The sequence below is a fragment of the Paenibacillus sp. PastF-3 genome (assembly GCF_029893135.1).
GTDB classification, from domain to species: Bacteria; Bacillota; Bacilli; order Paenibacillales; family Paenibacillaceae; genus Paenibacillus_AQ; species Paenibacillus_AQ nitricinens.
Genome location: NZ_JARXWM010000021.1, coordinates 1 through 16,598, shown reverse-complemented (window position 1 = coordinate 16,598; position 16,598 = coordinate 1). Strand labels below are relative to the sequence as shown.

17 protein-coding genes and 1 pseudogene are annotated in these 16,598 nt (G+C 44.7%); 14 read left to right on the top strand and 4 right to left on the bottom strand.

Features of this window, described 5'->3' with window-relative positions; all coding sequences use genetic code 11:
- The first annotated feature begins 102 nt into the window (after nucleotides 1-102).
- From M2444_RS28330 to M2444_RS28315, 4 genes are all read left to right on the top strand, one after another.
- The gene (locus tag M2444_RS28330; RefSeq protein WP_280788663.1) at nucleotides 103-855 is read left to right on the top strand and encodes a hypothetical protein; all 753 of its coding nucleotides are present in this window, start codon (nucleotides 103-105) and stop codon (nucleotides 853-855) included.
- A gap of 95 nt (nucleotides 856-950) precedes the next feature.
- Complete coding sequence (locus M2444_RS28325; RefSeq protein WP_094868520.1) at nucleotides 951-2,066, top strand: aminopeptidase; 1,116 nt, start codon at nucleotides 951-953, stop codon at nucleotides 2,064-2,066.
- Between the two features lie 106 nt (nucleotides 2,067-2,172).
- Nucleotides 2,173-2,418: an HPr family phosphocarrier protein gene (locus M2444_RS28320; protein WP_042126831.1), complete on the top strand. Its 246-nt coding sequence runs from the start codon at nucleotides 2,173-2,175 to the stop codon at nucleotides 2,416-2,418.
- Nucleotides 2,419-2,630: 212 nt separating this feature from the next.
- Nucleotides 2,631-2,927 carry an Fpa/YlaN family protein gene (locus M2444_RS28315; protein WP_042126833.1) on the top strand — a complete coding sequence of 99 codons (297 nt, stop codon included), beginning with the start codon at nucleotides 2,631-2,633 and terminating at the stop codon, nucleotides 2,925-2,927.
- A 95-nt stretch (nucleotides 2,928-3,022) separates the two neighbouring features.
- Here the strand turns inward: M2444_RS28315 and cax are convergent, their stop codons facing one another.
- Entirely contained in the window at nucleotides 3,023-4,093 is a 1,071-nt protein-coding gene (gene cax, locus M2444_RS28310) for a calcium/proton exchanger (protein ID WP_094868521.1), read from the bottom strand.
- Nucleotides 4,094-4,247: 154 nt separating this feature from the next.
- Between cax and M2444_RS28305 the strand changes: the two genes are divergently transcribed.
- The gene (locus M2444_RS28305; RefSeq protein WP_042126837.1) at nucleotides 4,248-4,613 is read left to right on the top strand and encodes an Asp23/Gls24 family envelope stress response protein; all 366 of its coding nucleotides are present in this window, start codon (nucleotides 4,248-4,250) and stop codon (nucleotides 4,611-4,613) included.
- An 88-nt stretch (nucleotides 4,614-4,701) separates the two neighbouring features.
- Here M2444_RS28305 and ftsW read toward each other — a convergent pair whose 3' ends face one another.
- Complete coding sequence (gene ftsW / locus M2444_RS28300) at nucleotides 4,702-5,946, bottom strand: putative lipid II flippase FtsW (RefSeq protein ID WP_094868522.1); 1,245 nt, start codon at nucleotides 5,944-5,946, stop codon at nucleotides 4,702-4,704.
- On the bottom strand, nucleotides 5,943-6,290 hold the full coding sequence (locus M2444_RS28295) for a YugN family protein (RefSeq protein WP_094868523.1): 348 nt from the start codon (nucleotides 6,288-6,290) through the stop codon (nucleotides 5,943-5,945). The genes ftsW and M2444_RS28295 overlap by 4 nt, the downstream gene beginning before the upstream one ends.
- Before the next feature lie 197 nt (nucleotides 6,291-6,487).
- Here M2444_RS28295 and M2444_RS28290 point away from each other — a divergent pair, with 197 nt between their 5' ends.
- The 9 genes from M2444_RS28290 (at nucleotide 6,488) to M2444_RS28250 (ending at nucleotide 15,412) form a co-directional block, all read left to right on the top strand.
- Nucleotides 6,488-7,711, top strand: coding sequence for a M20 family metallopeptidase (locus M2444_RS28290; RefSeq protein ID WP_481857543.1), 1,224 nt, complete (start codon nucleotides 6,488-6,490; stop codon nucleotides 7,709-7,711).
- 62 nt (nucleotides 7,712-7,773) lie between these two features.
- Nucleotides 7,774-8,205: a CBS domain-containing protein gene (locus tag M2444_RS28285; RefSeq protein WP_094868525.1), complete on the top strand. Its 432-nt coding sequence runs from the start codon at nucleotides 7,774-7,776 to the stop codon at nucleotides 8,203-8,205.
- Nucleotides 8,206-8,422: 217 nt separating this feature from the next.
- Complete coding sequence (locus M2444_RS28280; RefSeq protein WP_280788662.1) at nucleotides 8,423-10,135, top strand: DNA repair helicase XPB; 1,713 nt, start codon at nucleotides 8,423-8,425, stop codon at nucleotides 10,133-10,135.
- Entirely contained in the window at nucleotides 10,132-12,063 is a 1,932-nt protein-coding gene (locus M2444_RS28275) for a helicase-associated domain-containing protein (protein ID WP_280788661.1), read from the top strand. The genes M2444_RS28280 and M2444_RS28275 overlap by 4 nt, the downstream gene beginning before the upstream one ends.
- A 15-nt stretch (nucleotides 12,064-12,078) precedes the next feature.
- Entirely contained in the window at nucleotides 12,079-12,516 is a 438-nt protein-coding gene (locus M2444_RS28270) for a YlbF/YmcA family competence regulator (protein ID WP_280788660.1), read from the top strand.
- Nucleotides 12,517-12,556: 40 nt separating this feature from the next.
- A complete protein-coding gene (locus M2444_RS28265; protein WP_042126853.1) occupies nucleotides 12,557-12,820 on the top strand; it encodes a YlbG family protein in 264 nt (87 codons plus the stop codon).
- 164 nt (nucleotides 12,821-12,984) lie between these two features.
- Nucleotides 12,985-13,422 carry a hypothetical protein gene (locus M2444_RS28260; protein ID WP_094868656.1) on the top strand — a complete coding sequence of 146 codons (438 nt, stop codon included), beginning with the start codon at nucleotides 12,985-12,987 and terminating at the stop codon, nucleotides 13,420-13,422.
- A gap of 128 nt (nucleotides 13,423-13,550) precedes the next feature.
- Nucleotides 13,551-14,450, top strand: coding sequence for a selenium metabolism-associated LysR family transcriptional regulator (locus M2444_RS28255; protein ID WP_280788659.1), 900 nt, complete (start codon nucleotides 13,551-13,553; stop codon nucleotides 14,448-14,450).
- Nucleotides 14,451-14,503: 53 nt separating this feature from the next.
- Nucleotides 14,504-15,412, top strand: coding sequence for a PHP domain-containing protein (locus M2444_RS28250; RefSeq protein ID WP_373455808.1), 909 nt, complete (start codon nucleotides 14,504-14,506; stop codon nucleotides 15,410-15,412).
- 155 nt (nucleotides 15,413-15,567) lie between these two features.
- On the opposite strand, the pseudogene M2444_RS28245 reads toward M2444_RS28250, so the two are convergent.
- A pseudogene (locus M2444_RS28245) lies at nucleotides 15,568-16,425 on the bottom strand (IS3 family transposase); the annotation flags it as partial.
- Nucleotides 16,426-16,598 lie beyond the last annotated feature (173 nt).

Here is a 16,598-nt window from a genome sequence, read left to right as displayed (position 1 = left end):
TTACTTAAGGGAGGACTCCTCCCTATAGTTCTGACACTGTATTGCCTGTTATGTAGCGGCTGTAGCGTCATAAGAGACAAACCTGCGAAGGAAGATTTAAGTTTGGCGTTGGCAGGGATGGCTGGAAGTGATGAGGTTGTTTTTGAAGGGGCGAATATGCTGACACGAGGGGGAACAACGGTTCCTGAATCCTTATTGTTCTACGGAGGCACAGTGCAGGATCATAAAAAAGTAAAGCTGTACACCCTTCTTCCAGATAAATCCACGATCCAAAAAACAGCTGCTGGTGGCGTTAAAGACTTAAAGAGTAACGCATATGCTATGAAACCTTATTACAGTCAGTTAGAGAAAAAAGAGGGCAGATGGGAACTTCAGACCACTGAAAATTCCTCGGAGGAGGGAAATCCATTACCTGCGCTAAATCCGTTAAAGCAACTCGAGGAACTTGAGTCCATGGAGAAGAGTGTAACCGAAGAGGCAGGAGCTGGCAGAGGGACAAGTGTGCTGCGAATCGAATTGACGCCTTCAGAAGCTAGGAAGCAGCTGTCTGCTGAATTGGAGAAAGAAATGCAGAACCTTCGTCCTAAAGTTTCTGAATCCGCAGAGAACAACGCAGAGGCTGATCAGGCAGTGACGGAAGCTTTGGAGAAGCTGTGGCAGAAGAAAAATAATGAGCTACAGCAAAAGCTGAAACAGGCTAATGTAGAAACGGTCTACCACCTGACGGTTGATAAGAAGCATAATCTTCCCAGAAGGCTTACCTTGAATCGAAAAGTAAGCTATTCCGGTGAAATGATGAATAAATCTGAAAATGAAACTTATGTATCTAAAGTGGATTTCACAGGTTACCGTTAATCTTTACATTGTTTAGCAGGTCTTGCGCTCCATAAAGGGCGTGCTACAATAGAACAGCATGCTTATTTTTCAGACAGAGGAAGGAAGAGTACACAATGAAAGATCCCAGAATTCAAAAGCTGGCGGCAAATCTTGTAGGTTATTCCGTAGATGTTCAGCCAGGTGAGAACGTGCTTGTAGAAATGATTGGCAATGAAAGAGATTTAATCAAAGCTGTTGTTGAGGAAATCGGTAAAGCTGGCGGTCATGCTTTTGTACAGTTGACAGATCGTACCGTCCTACGCAGCATGCTTAAATATGCAACACGTGAGAGTCTTCAGACATGGGCTGACATTGACTTGAACCGGATGAAGCAAATGGATTGCTATATCGGCATCCGTGCAGGTGAGAATGTAAATGACCTGTCCGATGTTCCAGAAGAAAATATGAAATTGTATAATTCTTTGTATTCCCATCCAGTGCATAGTGAACAACGCGTGAAGCATACAAAGTGGGTAGTATTACGTTATCCCAATGCGAGTATGGCTCAGCTTGCAAATATTAGTACAGAAGCATTTGAGGACTTTTATTTCGAAGTGTGTAATTTGGATTACGCCAAAATGGACAAGGCTCAGGATGCATTGGCTGATCTCATGCGCAGAACAGATAAGGTACATATTTCAGGTCCTGGAACAGATCTTAAGTTCTCCATCAAAGGAATCGGTGCAGAGAAATGCTCTGGACAAAAGAATATTCCGGATGGCGAGGTTTACAGCGCTCCTGTTCGTGATTCTGTAAATGGAATGATCAGTTATAATGCACCGTCCGTTTATAACGGAGTAACTTTTGAAAATATCAAATTCAAATTCGAGAATGGTAAAATTGTTGAAGCAACAAGCAATGACTCCGCTCGCTTGAATGAAATCCTGAATTCAGATGACGGCGCACGTCACATTGGAGAATTTGCCATAGGCTTTAACCCTTATATTTTGCACCCAATGAATGACATTCTGTTTGATGAGAAAATTGCAGGCAGCCTGCACTTTACACCAGGACAAGCATATGATGTTACAGATAACGGAAACCGGTCCTCCATTCACTGGGATCTTGTATTAATCCAACGTCCAGACTATGGCGGCGGGGAGATTTATTTTGACGATGTATTAATCCGTAAAGATGGAATCTTCGTGTTACCAGAACTGGAAGGTCTGAATCCTGAAAACTTGAAATAAGCTGTAAAAGTAAGAAAACACCTTGCACAAGTAAGCGGATTCAAGGTATCATAAGAAATGGTTACAAATGACTTATGTTTCATAATCAAGTTGCGGAGGGATTTCTATGTCCAGTAACAATGCGGCAATCGTTGATATTGCTCAAACGGCAGGCCAGTTCAACTCTTCAATCGTTCTTCAAGCGGACAACAAGTACATTGATGTTAAGAGTATCCTTGGTTTGTTCACGACTTTGGTATCAAGCCAAAGCTACGAGCTTCATGTTCACGGAACAGATGCAGAAGAAGCTAAGAAGGCAATGAGTGAAGTTTTTGCTAAACACGGTTTGAACTTTACAGTTGTAGCTGAGTAATAGTTGTATGTAAAGACGTCCTACCGATTTACGGTGGGGCGTTTTTTCTAGAAATAGATGAGGAACTAATGCTATCCCTTATAAACAACATAGCTGCTTCTTTCAAATAAATGGTTAGTATAAACAGAATTGTTGTATTGATATCCGATTTCGACTAATATTAAGTAAAATAGTAAAAGCAGCTTAACTTTTGGACATGGGGGGGAAGAGGCATGACTTCGTCGGAATTACAGGAACAGTTTAATCTTAAAGCGATCAATCTTCTACAAGAAGATGCCGATAAAATTCAGCAACTTATTGAAGTGCAGATGGAAAATCTGGCAACACGCTACTGCCCTCTCTATGAGGAAGTGCTCGATACCCAAATGTACGGTTTCTCAAGAGAGGTCGATTTTGCGGTTAGAGCAGGTTTGGTGCCAGAGATTACCGGTAAAATGGTGCTGAGTAAGCTGGAGCGGAATTTAGCAGTACTCTATGAGGCATTGAATAACAAAGCAAAAGAAGAATAAGTTTTGATTTATAGTATTCATAGAAACGCACATGAGGACAGATCGTCACTCATGTGCGTTTTTTTTTGAGAATTATAGAATGAATGGGGAGTTATTTATACTAGATAAAAGGAGACTCCGAGAATTAGATAAACCGTTAATAGCAAGAGACCCTCATACCAGTTGGTCGAACCATCCTGAGTGATTGATTTGGCAATAAAGACAGCGACGCCAATGGCGACAATTTCGATCGTTGTAAACACAATGTCCATAGTGTCACCCATAAAATAACTGGCGAAGATAAGTACAGGCGCTACAAATAGTGCAATTTGAAGACTACTCCCGACGGCGATTTCTACTGCTGCACCGATTTTATTCTTCATAGCCAGCATAATGGCCGCACTATGTTCTGCGGCATTACCGATGATTGCCACGAGGAAGGCGCCTACAAACAGTTCACTAAATCCAAAGCGCTCAGTTAGTGTCTCAAGCGTCCCTACCAGCCACTCACTCACAAAGGCTACCATTACGGTAGCAAGAAGCAGATAAAGGATGGATCGGTTTCTGGACCACTTAGGCGCATGCTCATGAGCCATTTCTTCCTTACCGTCTTCTGTAACGTCCTCTAGATGTTTCTTGTGCGTAATCATAGAGAAGATTAACCAGGCCATGTAGGAGGCGATGAGCAGCCCGGCAACGATTAAACTGAGCACGTCTGTATCTTTTTCAGTAATGGAATGGGTATTGAAGAACATAGCCGGTACAAATAAAGCGATCACCGCTACGATCATAAGGGAACCGTTCATACCAGCGAGGGTTACGTTAAAGTTCTGCACTTTGAACTTCATCCCACCAGCGAAAATACTTAAACCTAGGACAAGCAGCAGATTGCCAATAATGGAACCGGTAAGACTGGCTTTCACCATGTCGAACAGTCCTTCCTTCACTAGGAAAAAGGCAATGATTAGTTCTGCGGCATTACCGAAGGTAGCGTTTAGGAAGCCGCCTAACCGCTGTCCAGCATAATGTGCTACACTTTCTGTGGCGCGGCCCAGAAATCCAGCCACGAACACAACGGCTACTGCAGAGAGAACGAACTGAAGCGTGTGGTCCCAATCTGCATAATGGCCTATGGCACTAAGGATAAAGGTGATTGCCAGCAAAGCTGGTGAAATCCATTTTTTCAATGTAAAGTACACTCCAATCTATGTATTCAGGATCAATTCATAATCAATATACCCAAATTATTCCTAAGTGTAAACGAGAAAGCGAGAAACTGATTTGCTTTTTAGCCTGTTTAGGAATTACAATAATTGATAATGAGTTTAGGGGGGATATGGCATGGCAGAACAACTTCAATTGGAAATGGGAAATATTCGAATTTCAAATGACGTCGTCTCGAAAATTGCCGGATTGGCTGCCTTGGAGACTCCAGGAATTGCAGCCATGTCAGGTGGCCTATCAGAAGGCTGGGCGAAGCGTCTAAGTGGTAAGAACGTTCAAAAGGGCGTTACCGTTGAAGTGGGGCAGCTAGAAGCAGCTGTGGATCTGCGTATTATAGTTCTCTATGAAACACCGATACATGAAGTGTGCCGGATGCTTCAGCAGAACGTACGCGAGGCTGTGGAGAGCATGACTGGACTTCATATTGTTGAGGTGAATGTCAAAGTTGAAGGCGTAGCCTTTAAGAACGATGAAATTGCTTAATGCTAAAGAGCTTGTACATAAAAAAGCAGTCCAAGAAATTTCTTGGACTGCTTTTTTATATATGCCGTCATATCCGGATTTATGAATCTTACCGGGAACGAACTTGTCTAACTGTAGTTACAGATTTCGTGACTTCCTCTTTAGCCGGAAGATTGGTTTCTCTTGAAATGCTCAGCATTATTCCCATGGACAGCATACTCACAAGAAGTGAAGAGCCGCCATAGCTGATAAATGGCAAAGTTACACCGGTAAGCGGAATGGTCTTCGTTACACCACCAATATTGACAAAGGCTTGAATAGCAATAAGCCCCATAATACCAATGCCAACAAGCGTGCCAAAGGGATCCTTACACCTTAGTGCGATTAGAATACCTCGCCAGATAAAATACAGGTATATCATCAGAAATAATGCCGTTCCTATAAATCCAAATTCCTCACCAATCACAGGAAAAATAAAGTCCGTATACGGGTATTTAAGATAATCCAGCTTTTGAATGCTTTTGCCAAAGCCAGAGCCACTGACTCCACCTTGTCCGAGAGCGGTCAAAGACTGAATAATATTATACCCTTCACCTTCAGGATCCTGATAGGGGTCTATGAAAGCTTGAATTCGACCTTTTTTATAGTCTTGATTAGCGACTACTTTTTCGGAGGCAGGGGCAAGAGAATCAATCGCCGCTTTAGCCCCCATAACTATTCCTACACCTAACACCAAGAGAGCGATAGAACCTAGGATATGCTTCATACTGGCACCGCCTGCATAAATGACAAGTCCGCTGGTAGCCACGAGAATAAGGCAAGACCCCAAATCTGGCTGCATCATAATAAGCCCGGCAACTATACCTACGATAACCATTACAGGGATATATCCAGTACGGAAATCTCTAAACCTTTCACCTTTTTTGGTAATCAGTGCGGAGAGATACAGGATAATCGATATTTTGGCGAGCTCGGTAGGTTGGATTCCTAGCTTTCCGATACTTAACCAGCTTTTGGCGCCATTGATTCTTTCGGAGAAGGCTACAAATAGCAGAAGGATCACGGTGATGATAAAGATAGGTACATACCACTTCTTGAATTTACTGTAGTGAATGTTCATGGCTGTAAACATAACAACGATTCCAAGTACGATCCAGATCATTTGGCGTTTCATGAAATATAGAGGGTCATTACTGAACTTCGAGCTTGCTAAAGTCAAACTGGAGCTAGCACTGAAGACCATGACTAGACCGAAACCCACAAGTAGTAGTGTTAAGATAAGTAGTTGGAAATCGGGTGTTCCTCTTTTGGGCAGGCTGACATTTTGTTTCGTCTTTCCCTTTCTGTTACTCAAGCCTCCAACAGCTGCTTTAATTCGAGAATCCGAGTAGCAGCAGTGTCCAATACTGGTTTAGGTACCGGGGAGTCATAATCGAGGCCATGGGGGAATGTTGCTTTCCCTAAGTATACGGCTTCAATTGCAAGTACGGCATCAGCTTTCTCCAGCTTCCCCTCGACAGCGCGAGTGTTGATGCGTAGAAAGTATTCGCCGCCATCCTGTGGGTCTTCAATTTTGCAGTCGTAAGTGGCACGATAGTATTCCCATTGCCAGCGAATGAAGCCAGCCTTTGTCGCACTCTCGTCCAGATAGAGAAGATCACTCTTCAATCCTACGAGGCCCGTGTTCTCAAAAATCATAGCACGCACATCCCCCTTATGAAGTATAATGATGAATTCATGATCCGTTTGCTGATGTTCTACCTCATGATAGTATGTTTCTAAACGTTGTGCAAGAGTAGCCACCTCCTAACGATACCCAGTTTTTTGCGTTTCTGCTACAATAAAATAATTATAGCCGTGTACGGCTGGAACAAAGTGTCCAGGACTGCTGTCGCATGCTGTTGATGCGGGTTTATGAAGAAGGGGATGGAGAACGTATGAAGAGCTTAGCGGTTGATTCTCTCATGCCGGAGATCGTGGAATGGAGACGCCATTTACACCGTCATCCGGAGTTGTCTTTTCATGAAAAGGAAACGTCAGCATTTATAGCAGACAAGTTAGCAGAATTCGGCATTGAAGTTAGGAGAAGCACGTCTGGGTATGGTGTAACAGGTATATTGCGGGGACGTCAGCCGGGGAAAACGGTAGTCCTTCGCGCGGATATGGATGCACTACCTATTAAAGAGGAGAATAAGAATGACTACGTTTCGCAAAATGAAGGGGTTATGCATGCCTGTGGGCATGATGGACACACTTCAATACTGCTGGGTGTAGCCTCATACTATAGCAGCCGCCTTGAAGAGTTAGAAGGGGAGCTGCGTTTTCTTTTTCAGCCAGCGGAGGAGGTATGCCCGGGTGGTGCACAGGGGATGATTGCCGAGGGTATGCTGGAAGGCGCGGATGCGGTGTATGGTTTGCATTTGTGGACTCCGCTTCCAATGGGAACCGTGGGCAGTGCGCCAGGACCTCTTATGGCATCTGCTGATGAATTTTTCATTGATATTATCGGCCGGGGCGGACATGGTGGTATGCCGAATCGTACGATAGACAGTATTGTGGCCGGGGCGGCGCTTGTGACTCAGCTTCAGAGCATCGTAAGCCGCTCTGTGAACCCGCTGGAGCCCGCTGTTCTTAGTGTAGGAACCATTCAAGGGGGATTCGCCCAGAATGTCATTGCTGAGCATTGTCGCATTACTGGAACCGTACGGGCGTTCGACGAGGAGACCCGTTATCTGATCCGCAGCAGAATCGAAGAAATGACAGTTTCAATAGCTGGCGCATACGGTGCAGAAGCTAAGATAGACTATGTTATGGGATATCCGCCACTCGTAAATCACGAGGGGGAATACCAGCGTTTTTCCGAGGTGGCACCAGGAGCACTAGGAGAAGCTGTTCAAGTGATTCGGATGGAAAAGCTGATGCCAGCTGAGGATTTTGCCTACTATGTAAAAGAAATTCCTGGCTGTTTTATGTTCGTAGGGGCTGGGAATCCGGATAAAAATGCAGCTTACCCGCATCATCATAGCAAATTTGATTTTGACGAGGATGCTATGTTGCATGGGATGAAATTATTGATCGCTATGGCGAATTCCTGTTTGCAAGAGAAGACAATCGTATAATTTCGTTTCATAGAGGAGAACCTATTCCATAACATGGAGATTATGTTTAGGAGGGTTCGTTCTTGAAGACAGTGAAAGAGGTTATGACGAAGGAGCCTGTAACAGTCACACTAATGGATAATGTATATGAAGTCGCTGTTAAAATGAGAGATCATGACACTGGATTTATACCGGTCATTGATAATGAAGACGATAAGACATTACTCGGTGTAATTACAGATCGTGATCTAGTAATTAGAGGTTACGCGGCTAAACACCCTGGATCAACAGCTGTGGAAAAGGTAATGAGTAGAGAAATTCAGTCCGTCTCTGAGAATACATCTGTAGATGAGGCTGCAGAACGGATGTCGAGCTGGCAAATTCGCAGATTGGCTGTGACTAGTGGCCAGAAGCTGATGGGTGTAGTATCCATCGGTGATTTGGCTGTGCGCAACATTTTTGCGGACGAGGCTGGCGAAGCACTTCATGATATTTCGCAGCAGCATTTACATTAAATAGTTTAATAGGGAAGCTCATGACCGTTATGCGGGGATGAGCTTTTTCCTGTTCACATATCAGAAAATATAGATTTCGCACAATACATTATCCTTATATTTCTCGCATAAACGCTTTCCGTCCTTTTGGGGCGTCGAATGCGCTTTTGCTTGTATGAATGTAAGCAGATTACATAGCGCAAGCTTGAATAAAACGAATGATTGGGGAGGGAACGTTATGAATGAAACAGGGGCTTGCATTGTGCGAAGGGATCGGACGATTTTACTGGAATGTGCACATCCTGGTTTTGAGAAGGCAAGAAAAGAACTAGGGACCTTTGCAGAGCTCGTAAAGAGTCCCCCGGCTTATCACACCTATAGAATCACTCCATTATCATTATGGAATGCAGCAGCGCTTAATTATACAGCTGAAACGATTATTTCAAGTCTGCATCAACTCGCGCGCTGGGGTGTTCCTGCCGGGCTGGAGGATGAGATCGCAGCTCTTCTCTCTAGGTATGGGAAGCTTACCCTTCACGGTCAGGAGACTACGAATGAGATCATTACGCTTAAGGCTGAGACAGCTGAAATTCTGAATGGATTAGTTAATGAATCAGGTCTAAAGGCGTTAGGTTTGCAGAGAATAAATTCACTAGAAAGCTCATGCCGTGCGGAGAACAGAGGGCTTTTAAAGCAAGAACTGATAAGACTAGGCTATCCTGTACTGGATTATGCTGGTTATCATGTCGGACAAGCTCTAAGTTTGGCCTGGAAGGATTCTAAAGATCACGTAAAGGATGGAGCAAAAGGTGAAGCTTTTGGACTGCGTGAATATCAGCAGGAGGCTGTTCAGATGTTTCAAGGCATAGAAGGGCAGGGGGGCAGCGGGGTAGTTGTGTTGCCTTGTGGAGCAGGTAAGACGGTAGTGGGATTGGCCGTTCTTGAAAGTCTACAATGCGAAACACTGATCTTAACTTCAAATACAACTTCGGTAAGACAATGGGTAGACGAGCTGCTTGAGCGAACCGATTTGGATGATGAGTCTATTGGTGAATACTCCGGTGAAAAAAGAGAAGTGCGGCCTGTTACTATAGCTACCTATCAGATATTAACGCACCGTCAATCCAAAGGCGGTCCTTTTCTCCATATGAAGCTGTTCAATGAACGCAACTGGGGTTTGATTATTTATGACGAAGTTCATCTGCTTCCAGCTCCAGTCTTCCGGGCTACAGCAGATATTCAGGCAACTAGAAGACTAGGTCTCACTGCAACTCTGGTTAGAGAAGACGGGAAGGAAGGGGACGTATTCTCATTGATCGGGCCCAAGCGTTACGACATGCCTTGGAAGGAGCTGGAGCAGCAGGGCTGGATTGCAGAGGTAGAATGTGTCGAGATGATCGTACCGATGAGCTCTGAGCTGAGACAGAAGTATTTGTATGCTGAAGCGAAAGAGAAATTTCGTATGGCCTCATGCAATCCTGCAAAAGCTGAGGTTATAGTCGAGCTTCTAAAAGCTCATCAGGGATCATCGGTTCTGGTTATTGGACAGTATCTCGACCAATTAATTGAACTGGCAGAGAAGATCGGTGCACCTTTGATTACGGGTAAAACGAAGCAGCGGGAAAGAGATGAGTTGTATGCAGCTTTTAACGAGGGAATAATACAGGTGCTTGTTGTCTCTAAAGTAGCGAATTTTGCGGTGAATTTGCCAGACGCGACGATTGCTATTGAGGTTTCAGGAGCTTTTGGATCCAGGCAGGAGGAGGCCCAGCGTTTGGGACGAATCTTGCGTCCGAAGGCGGGTGAGAACAAGGCGTACTTCTATTCGCTGGTATCTGAAGATAGCCGGGAGCAGGATTTCGCTATGCGCCGCCGGATGTTTTTGACAGAACAGGGGTATGAATATGTCGTTAAAATGGTGCCGAACGGAAAGGGGCTAACGATCCATTGAACCAGCTATCAGCGGAAGCCGTAGAGGTCTTAAAGCGATTATGTGCTGCTCACGCGTCCCAGCCGTTTGACGAGGGAAAAGAAGAGCGTTTGCGTCCTGCGTCGCTCTGCCGGGCAGAGCAAAAGCTTGCAATGAATGAACTGCGGCGCGCCGGACTGTTAACTGCGAGGCATAAAATATTGGGGGAGAAGCTGTATCAGATTCCTGTTGAACAACTATCAGCTCTAGAGCAAGAATTCTTCCCATACCAACCTAAGTTTATTGAGGGTTATTCAGTGAATCTATCCATGGAGGCGGGTGCTGGACTGGCAGTAGATCTGTTTCGGGCTTTGCTGTTCACCGCTCGTGAAGGCTTACCTTTAACCGCTAAGGGAATTATTCATAAAAAGAATTTAAATCGTTTAGCGTCTCAGCTTTCTTTTCAGGAAAAGCATTTAGCGGGGCTCTCTATGGGCGCTCCATCGAATGAAATGGATGCTCTGTCAGCGGCTCTTGTAGTAGATATTATGTTGTGTCTTGGGCTTATTACCAGACTGAAAACCGGCTATAGACTTGACAAGGATATGCTGAGACGTTGGTTGCAACTTCCTGAGACAAGAATGACTGACATCCTGTATGGGATTGGTATTCATCGTTTTGGAAGCATTGGGCCTGCCGATCAGCATTTTCGCTATTTAATATCCAGCAATGCTTTTATATCAGAGAAATGGACAGCGTTGCCTGAGCTTCTGGACTGGATGGCAGAAATGAATTTAACTGGAACAGTTACCCGAAAAGAGCTGGAACAATCAAGCTTGAACTGGCTTCGTTGTCTAACAGGCTTTGGATGGTGTGAACTGGGGAGCACGCCTGAGGGTATCCAGTGTTTTCGCTGGACTGCTTCAAAACCGAAGCTGTTGTACAGTAGCGAGTCCTTCCCTGATTCTGTGTCAGAGCATTTGAATGACCAGTTTATTGTACAGCCCGATTTTGAAGTCCTGATTCCACCTGATGTTCTCTATACTGTGCGCTGGGTTTTAGCTGAATGCGCTGAACTTCTGCAAACAGATACGATGTGGAGCTTCCGGCTGACTCGTGAGATGCTAGTGCATGCATCAGAACGAGGGATGCCTCCAGAAGAAGCGATAGCTTGGATTAAAGAACATGCACTGGGTGGTCTGCCATCTGTGGTGGAGCTGTCTTTAGCGCAATGGGGAAAGAGCATTGGCAGAACATCACTCTCTGAAGTGATTCTGTTGACTTGCCAGACGGAGGAGGACGGAGCGGCTATTGCCGCCCATCCGCGACTGCAAGGTAGCCTTAAACGTATTGGACCGCTTCATTTCCTTGTAGCTCCGGAATCTGTTGAGCAGATGCGTAAGGAGCTGTTCTTAGCAGGATTGGCCCCTTCCAGGATGATTGGAGAACGTGAGGAAGAGGTGGACACTGATTGGTCTTCATTTCATCAAGCAACCGAAACCGAGCCAGAGCTGTATTCACTTCCAGTACTAAATGTTGAACTTAGGCTACTCGACAGAGGGAATCCCTTTTTAAACCTACCTGTAATTTCTCCTGAGCAGGAGGAAGATATCTTATTAGGTGGAGAAAATGTGCCCCAGATCTGGAGCAAGGAATGGCGCCATTATCATAGCTCAACCGCTCAGAAAGTAATGGAGCAAGGGCTGAAATGGGGAATTAAGGTGCGGTTTTCCTTAAAGGACCAAATGTTAGATTTCATTCCCTCCAGAATAAAAGGTAATCCTTGGAAAGTGGAAGGGTATCTGCTGTATAACGATGGTGAAACGGTTGAGGAAATAGAGCTGACTCCTGAAGATTGGAAGGAAATGAAGTTAGTAATTCCCAAAAGACGAAGAAATTCCTCTTCTGCTGAAGCGAGTGATTATGGTATGATAGAAAAGTCTACTGAAATCGGTAGAACATTAACGTAGAAAAGAGCTGAGTTCATGAGCGTAGCGGAATTAAATACGGTCGATATGACTGAAGTGCTGACATACGCCTATGAATTAGGCGATATGATTAATCAATCCGCTGAAGTGTCGGATTACTTATACTGGAAAGGACGGGTTGATTCGAACCCGGAAATTCAGGCCATGGTCAAACAACTTCAAGCCAAGAAGGAGCTGTTTGATGAAACACAGCGATTCGGACATTTTCATCCGAATTATCATTCAGCGAAGGATGAGGTTTCGGCAGTAGAAGCGGAATTGGAGAAGTTTGAAGAGGTTGCTCGTTTTAAGCTGGCAGAGAAGACTCTTGATGACATTCTGCATTCTATGTCGGAAGCGATTGCTTTTTCAGTATCGGATAGCATTAAAGTACCAAGCAATGATCCTTCCCCTAAAGGTGGGTGCGGTAGCGGGGGAAAATGCTCCTGCGGATAAGCTTCCCTTAGGATTTAGAGAGAGAAAGGCGGTTTAGCTTATGTTTGCGGAACGGACAGGATACATCATTTGGGTAAGTGACGTTAAAGCGGCACGTAACCTTGAGAAATACGGAACATTACATTATGTTTCTCGGAAAATGCATTATGCAGTGATGTATGTAAATGCAGAACGTGCCGAGGAAGTTATGAAGAATGTCCGCAGACTCTCCTACGTTCGTAAGATCGAAAGATCCTATCGTAACGAAATTAAGACAGAGTATACTAGTAATGGGCCGGACAAGTCCCGTAATTACGGTATGTAATTCTTGGAGATGAACAGGTGCTTAAGTAGCACCTGTTTTTTTATGCTCTGATCTGGAGCGAACACGGTTTCTACCGTGGTATGGAACTTGTACAACTTTCAGCAATGAGGTAAGATGACAACATTAAGTACATACAAAGACCCTTATGGTGGAGTGTGATGATGATGCGCAACAAAGGGACGGATTGGCCCAGCTCTTACGAGCCCTTCCACATCATGCTGAACGACTACAGGGTCGCTGACATCGTTATAACAAATCATGCGAAGAGTCGTTATTTGGACCGGATCAGTAAAGGTGTAAGCAATGACGAAGAGGTCGCCGCATGGATGTGGCAATGCCTGATGCAGAATCGGCTCAAGCCCTTTTCAGACAGTGATTTTAACGCGTATTTAATTGACGATGACTCTGTAGTAATTGCTGAGTTCACGGAATTGATAGGTGAAAAAGATATTTCAGGTCAGCCATTATATTCTATGATCATCGTTTCGTTTCTTGGGAGAATCTCTGCGACACCTCAGTTGAGAGATTTAAAAACTTACTTTTCGCTGCTGCGCAATTCCCGCCGCACTAAGCTAACGAAGAAGAAGCGTAAACGCAAATAGTGTATAAAGAACAGACAGGAGGCATGCGGCGTTGGCTGCATGTCCTTTTTGAAAATAAGCTTTTATAAGCTTCATATCGTACAGAATCCTTAAGATTCTTTTATAGATAGCACAAGGAGTTGCAGAGCATGAACTTTCATCAATTACATATTTTTTATACTGTCTTAGAGCGAGGGAGCTTCTCGGCAGCGGCACAGACATTACATATGACTCAACCGGCAGTGACCATGCAAGTACAGGCGCTGGAGGATTATTTTGGAACCAAACTCTTCAATCGTTCTACCAAAAAAATCGTGCTCTCCGAAGCAGGTCATACGTTAATGCCATACGCGCTGCGCAGTATTCAATTGATGCGTGAGACAGATCAAGCGATGTCGGCGTTTACGCATATGTTGGAAGGGCGCTTGCAGCTTGGGGCAAGCCTTACCATTGGGGAGTATGTGCTCCCACGGCTCTTAGGTCCTTTTGGAAAGCAATATCCGAACATTTCAATCATGATGAAAGTTATGAATACCTCGCAGATTATGGAGGAAATCCTAAAACATCAGTTGAATTTTGGTTTAATTGAAGCGTCGGTAACACATCCTGATATGGTGATTGAGCCGGTGATGGGGGATGAATTGAAGTTGATTGTGCCCCATGATCATCCGCTTGCAGAGCAGCAAGAGGTCACTTTGGAGGATGTGCTTCAGCATCCTTTCGTCCTGCGTGAGCAGGGCTCGGGAACGCGGCGTGTGATGGAAGAACAGCTGTTCTCGAAGGGGCTTGATCCGGGATCAATGAAAATAGTGATGGAGCTTGGTAGTACGGGGGCTGTGAAGTCGGCAGTGGAGGCGGGTCTTGGGGTTACTATTATCTCGACTTCTTCTGTTAAACATGAGGTTGCGCTTGGACTACTGAAAATCGTGAATATCTTGGATGCCTCATTTAAAAGACAATTCTACGCCATTCATCTAAAATCGACACTGCTGCCAATTTCTGCGGTGACGTTCTTGACTTTTCTGCGCGAGCATTCGAATGATAACTAAAGTTATATGACCAGAGGCAGGAAACTTAGAAACTAGCGGTAGAGGTGATAGAAATGGAGAATGAAACTAGAGTGGATGAACTGAAGGGCGACAGAATGGAGAATATTGACGCCTCACGATGTGATCTTCACACGCATACTCAAGCCTCTGATGGCATGCAGCCACCGGAGGAAAATGTACGTCTCGCTAAAGAGAAGGGACTAATCGCAGTTGCCATTACGGATCATGATACTGTGGCTGGTGTGAAGGAAGCTCTCGAAGCAGGAGAGAAGTACGGAATCACTGTTGTACCGGGTGTAGAGATCAGCACTCGTGCTGGAGGAAAAGATATTCACGTCCTTGGATACTACATAGATCCAGCAAATGAGTTGTTTCTTTCCCGTTTGGAAGGGCTAAGAGAAACCCGGGCACTAAGGAATGAGGCGATCATCTCTAAATTACGTGGACTTGGGATTGAAATTACGCTTGAGGCAGTTGTCGCTGGGATTGGACGGGAACTGAAGCCTGATGAGAGTATTGGTCGACCACATATTGCTGATGAGCTTGTTCGTCTTGGAGCAGCTACGGATATGAGAGATGCGTTCAATAAGTATTTAGCCGAAGGTGCAGCAGCTTACGTGTCGCCTCCACGAATCACGCCCGAGGAAGCCTGTGATTGGATTATAGAGGCGGGTGGGTCTCCAGTATTGGCACATCCAGGCTTATACGGTGAGGATCAGCTGGTACGAGAAATTGTGGAGCGGGGGACTTTTAAAGGGATTGAGGTCTATCATTCGGATCACGAACCCGCTGATTCAGAGCGTTACCTAACAATGGCTGAACAGTATGACCTGATTATAACTGGTGGTTCGGATTTTCACGGTGCCCGCCAAGGGGTTGTTTTTCACGGAGATATCGGTAGTGTTACGGTATCTGTTGAAGTGTTGGAGCAGTTGAAGAAGGTTGCTGGCATGTTACGTTAAAACTAAGTTCATTCAGTTGCACATAATACACTGAAAAAAGAAAACCGGTTGTCATCCATACCATGAAGTGCTCCCTGTCAAGTGTACAGTGTAAAAAACAAAAACTAGTTAGTTTAGATACCTCAGCTCGCATCATCAGAGCTGAGGTATCTTCGTTATGCAGCTCGTCGGTATTCGTTAGGTGACAAGCCACCCAAGCGTTCTGTGTAGCGGTAATTATTGTAGTAATGAATATATTTGCTAATCTCTATGAGGATATCTTCATAGGTGTCATACTTTGTAAGATAATAGCTTTCTGACTTGTAGGTACCCCAAAAACGCTCAATAGGTTGGTTGTCCAAACATCGGCTCACACGAGACATGCTTTTCTTAAATCCGTATTTTACATGAAGTCGGTTGTACTCATGAGACGTATACTGGAAGCCTCTGTCGCTTTGTAAAAGAGGGCTTACGCCAGGGTTCTTCGCGTAAGCCCTCTTCAACGTATCCATCACGAGTTTATTATTGTTGGAGGGGCTTAATACCCATGAGACAATGGAATTATCATATACATCAATAATGGCGCTCAAATAGGCTTTGCGCCCATTCCCGTACTTCAGTTCTGTCACATCTGTACACCACTTTGAATTAGGAGAATTGGCATCAAAGTTACGGTTCATTACATTTTCAGCTACATGAATCTCCGTAGCCTTCACATAACTTGCTCGTTTTCTACGAATGACCGCTTTAAGCCCAAGCGCACACATAATTCGGTAATAACGCTTTTTGTTGTACTGCTTTTTGAGCTTTCGGTTTAATTGCGTGCGCATTTGACGATAGCCAAGAATCCCTTTTCGCTTGTCATATCGTAGCTTTACTTCTTTCGCTAACGCACGAGTTTCAAGTTCTATGCTAGAGGGTTTCCATTTTAACCACTTGTAATAGGCAGATCGAGCAACCCCAGCTAACCCACACAATTTGGTAATTGCATGACCTTTTTCTTTGTTCAGCTCTTGAATCGCTTGATACAAGTTTGCTTGTCGAACGAGGGTTAGCGTGTATTTCGTCGCTTGATCTCCGCCAACTTTTTTGCGAAGTCATTCTCCATTTCCAGGTATTCATTTCGCGCTTCTAGCTCTTTAATCCGTAGCTTAAGACGTTCATGCTCATCTAGTTCTTCTGCAGGCTTTTTGCGACCGCGATTGTC

Coding starts and splice junctions, on each gene's coding strand:
- M2444_RS28280 (WP_280788662.1), top strand. CDS start 8,423: ATGAATGAAACAGGGGCTTGCATTGTGCGAAGGGATCGGACGATTTTA.
- M2444_RS28265 (WP_042126853.1), top strand. CDS start 12,557: ATGTTTGCGGAACGGACAGGATACATCATTTGGGTAAGTGACGTTAAA.
- M2444_RS28305 (WP_042126837.1), top strand. CDS start 4,248: ATGGCAGAACAACTTCAATTGGAAATGGGAAATATTCGAATTTCAAAT.
- M2444_RS28315 (WP_042126833.1), top strand. CDS start 2,631: ATGACTTCGTCGGAATTACAGGAACAGTTTAATCTTAAAGCGATCAAT.
- M2444_RS28325 (WP_094868520.1), top strand. CDS start 951: ATGAAAGATCCCAGAATTCAAAAGCTGGCGGCAAATCTTGTAGGTTAT.
- M2444_RS28320 (WP_042126831.1), top strand. CDS start 2,173: ATGTCCAGTAACAATGCGGCAATCGTTGATATTGCTCAAACGGCAGGC.
- M2444_RS28295 (WP_094868523.1), bottom strand. CDS start 6,290: ATGATTTTTGAGAACACGGGCCTCGTAGGATTGAAGAGTGATCTTCTC.
- M2444_RS28270 (WP_280788660.1), top strand. CDS start 12,079: ATGAGCGTAGCGGAATTAAATACGGTCGATATGACTGAAGTGCTGACA.
- M2444_RS28250 (WP_373455808.1), top strand. CDS start 14,504: ATGGAGAATGAAACTAGAGTGGATGAACTGAAGGGCGACAGAATGGAG.
- M2444_RS28290 (WP_481857543.1), top strand. CDS start 6,488: ATGCTGTTGATGCGGGTTTATGAAGAAGGGGATGGAGAACGTATGAAG.
- M2444_RS28260 (WP_094868656.1), top strand. CDS start 12,985: ATGCGCAACAAAGGGACGGATTGGCCCAGCTCTTACGAGCCCTTCCAC.
- M2444_RS28255 (WP_280788659.1), top strand. CDS start 13,551: ATGAACTTTCATCAATTACATATTTTTTATACTGTCTTAGAGCGAGGG.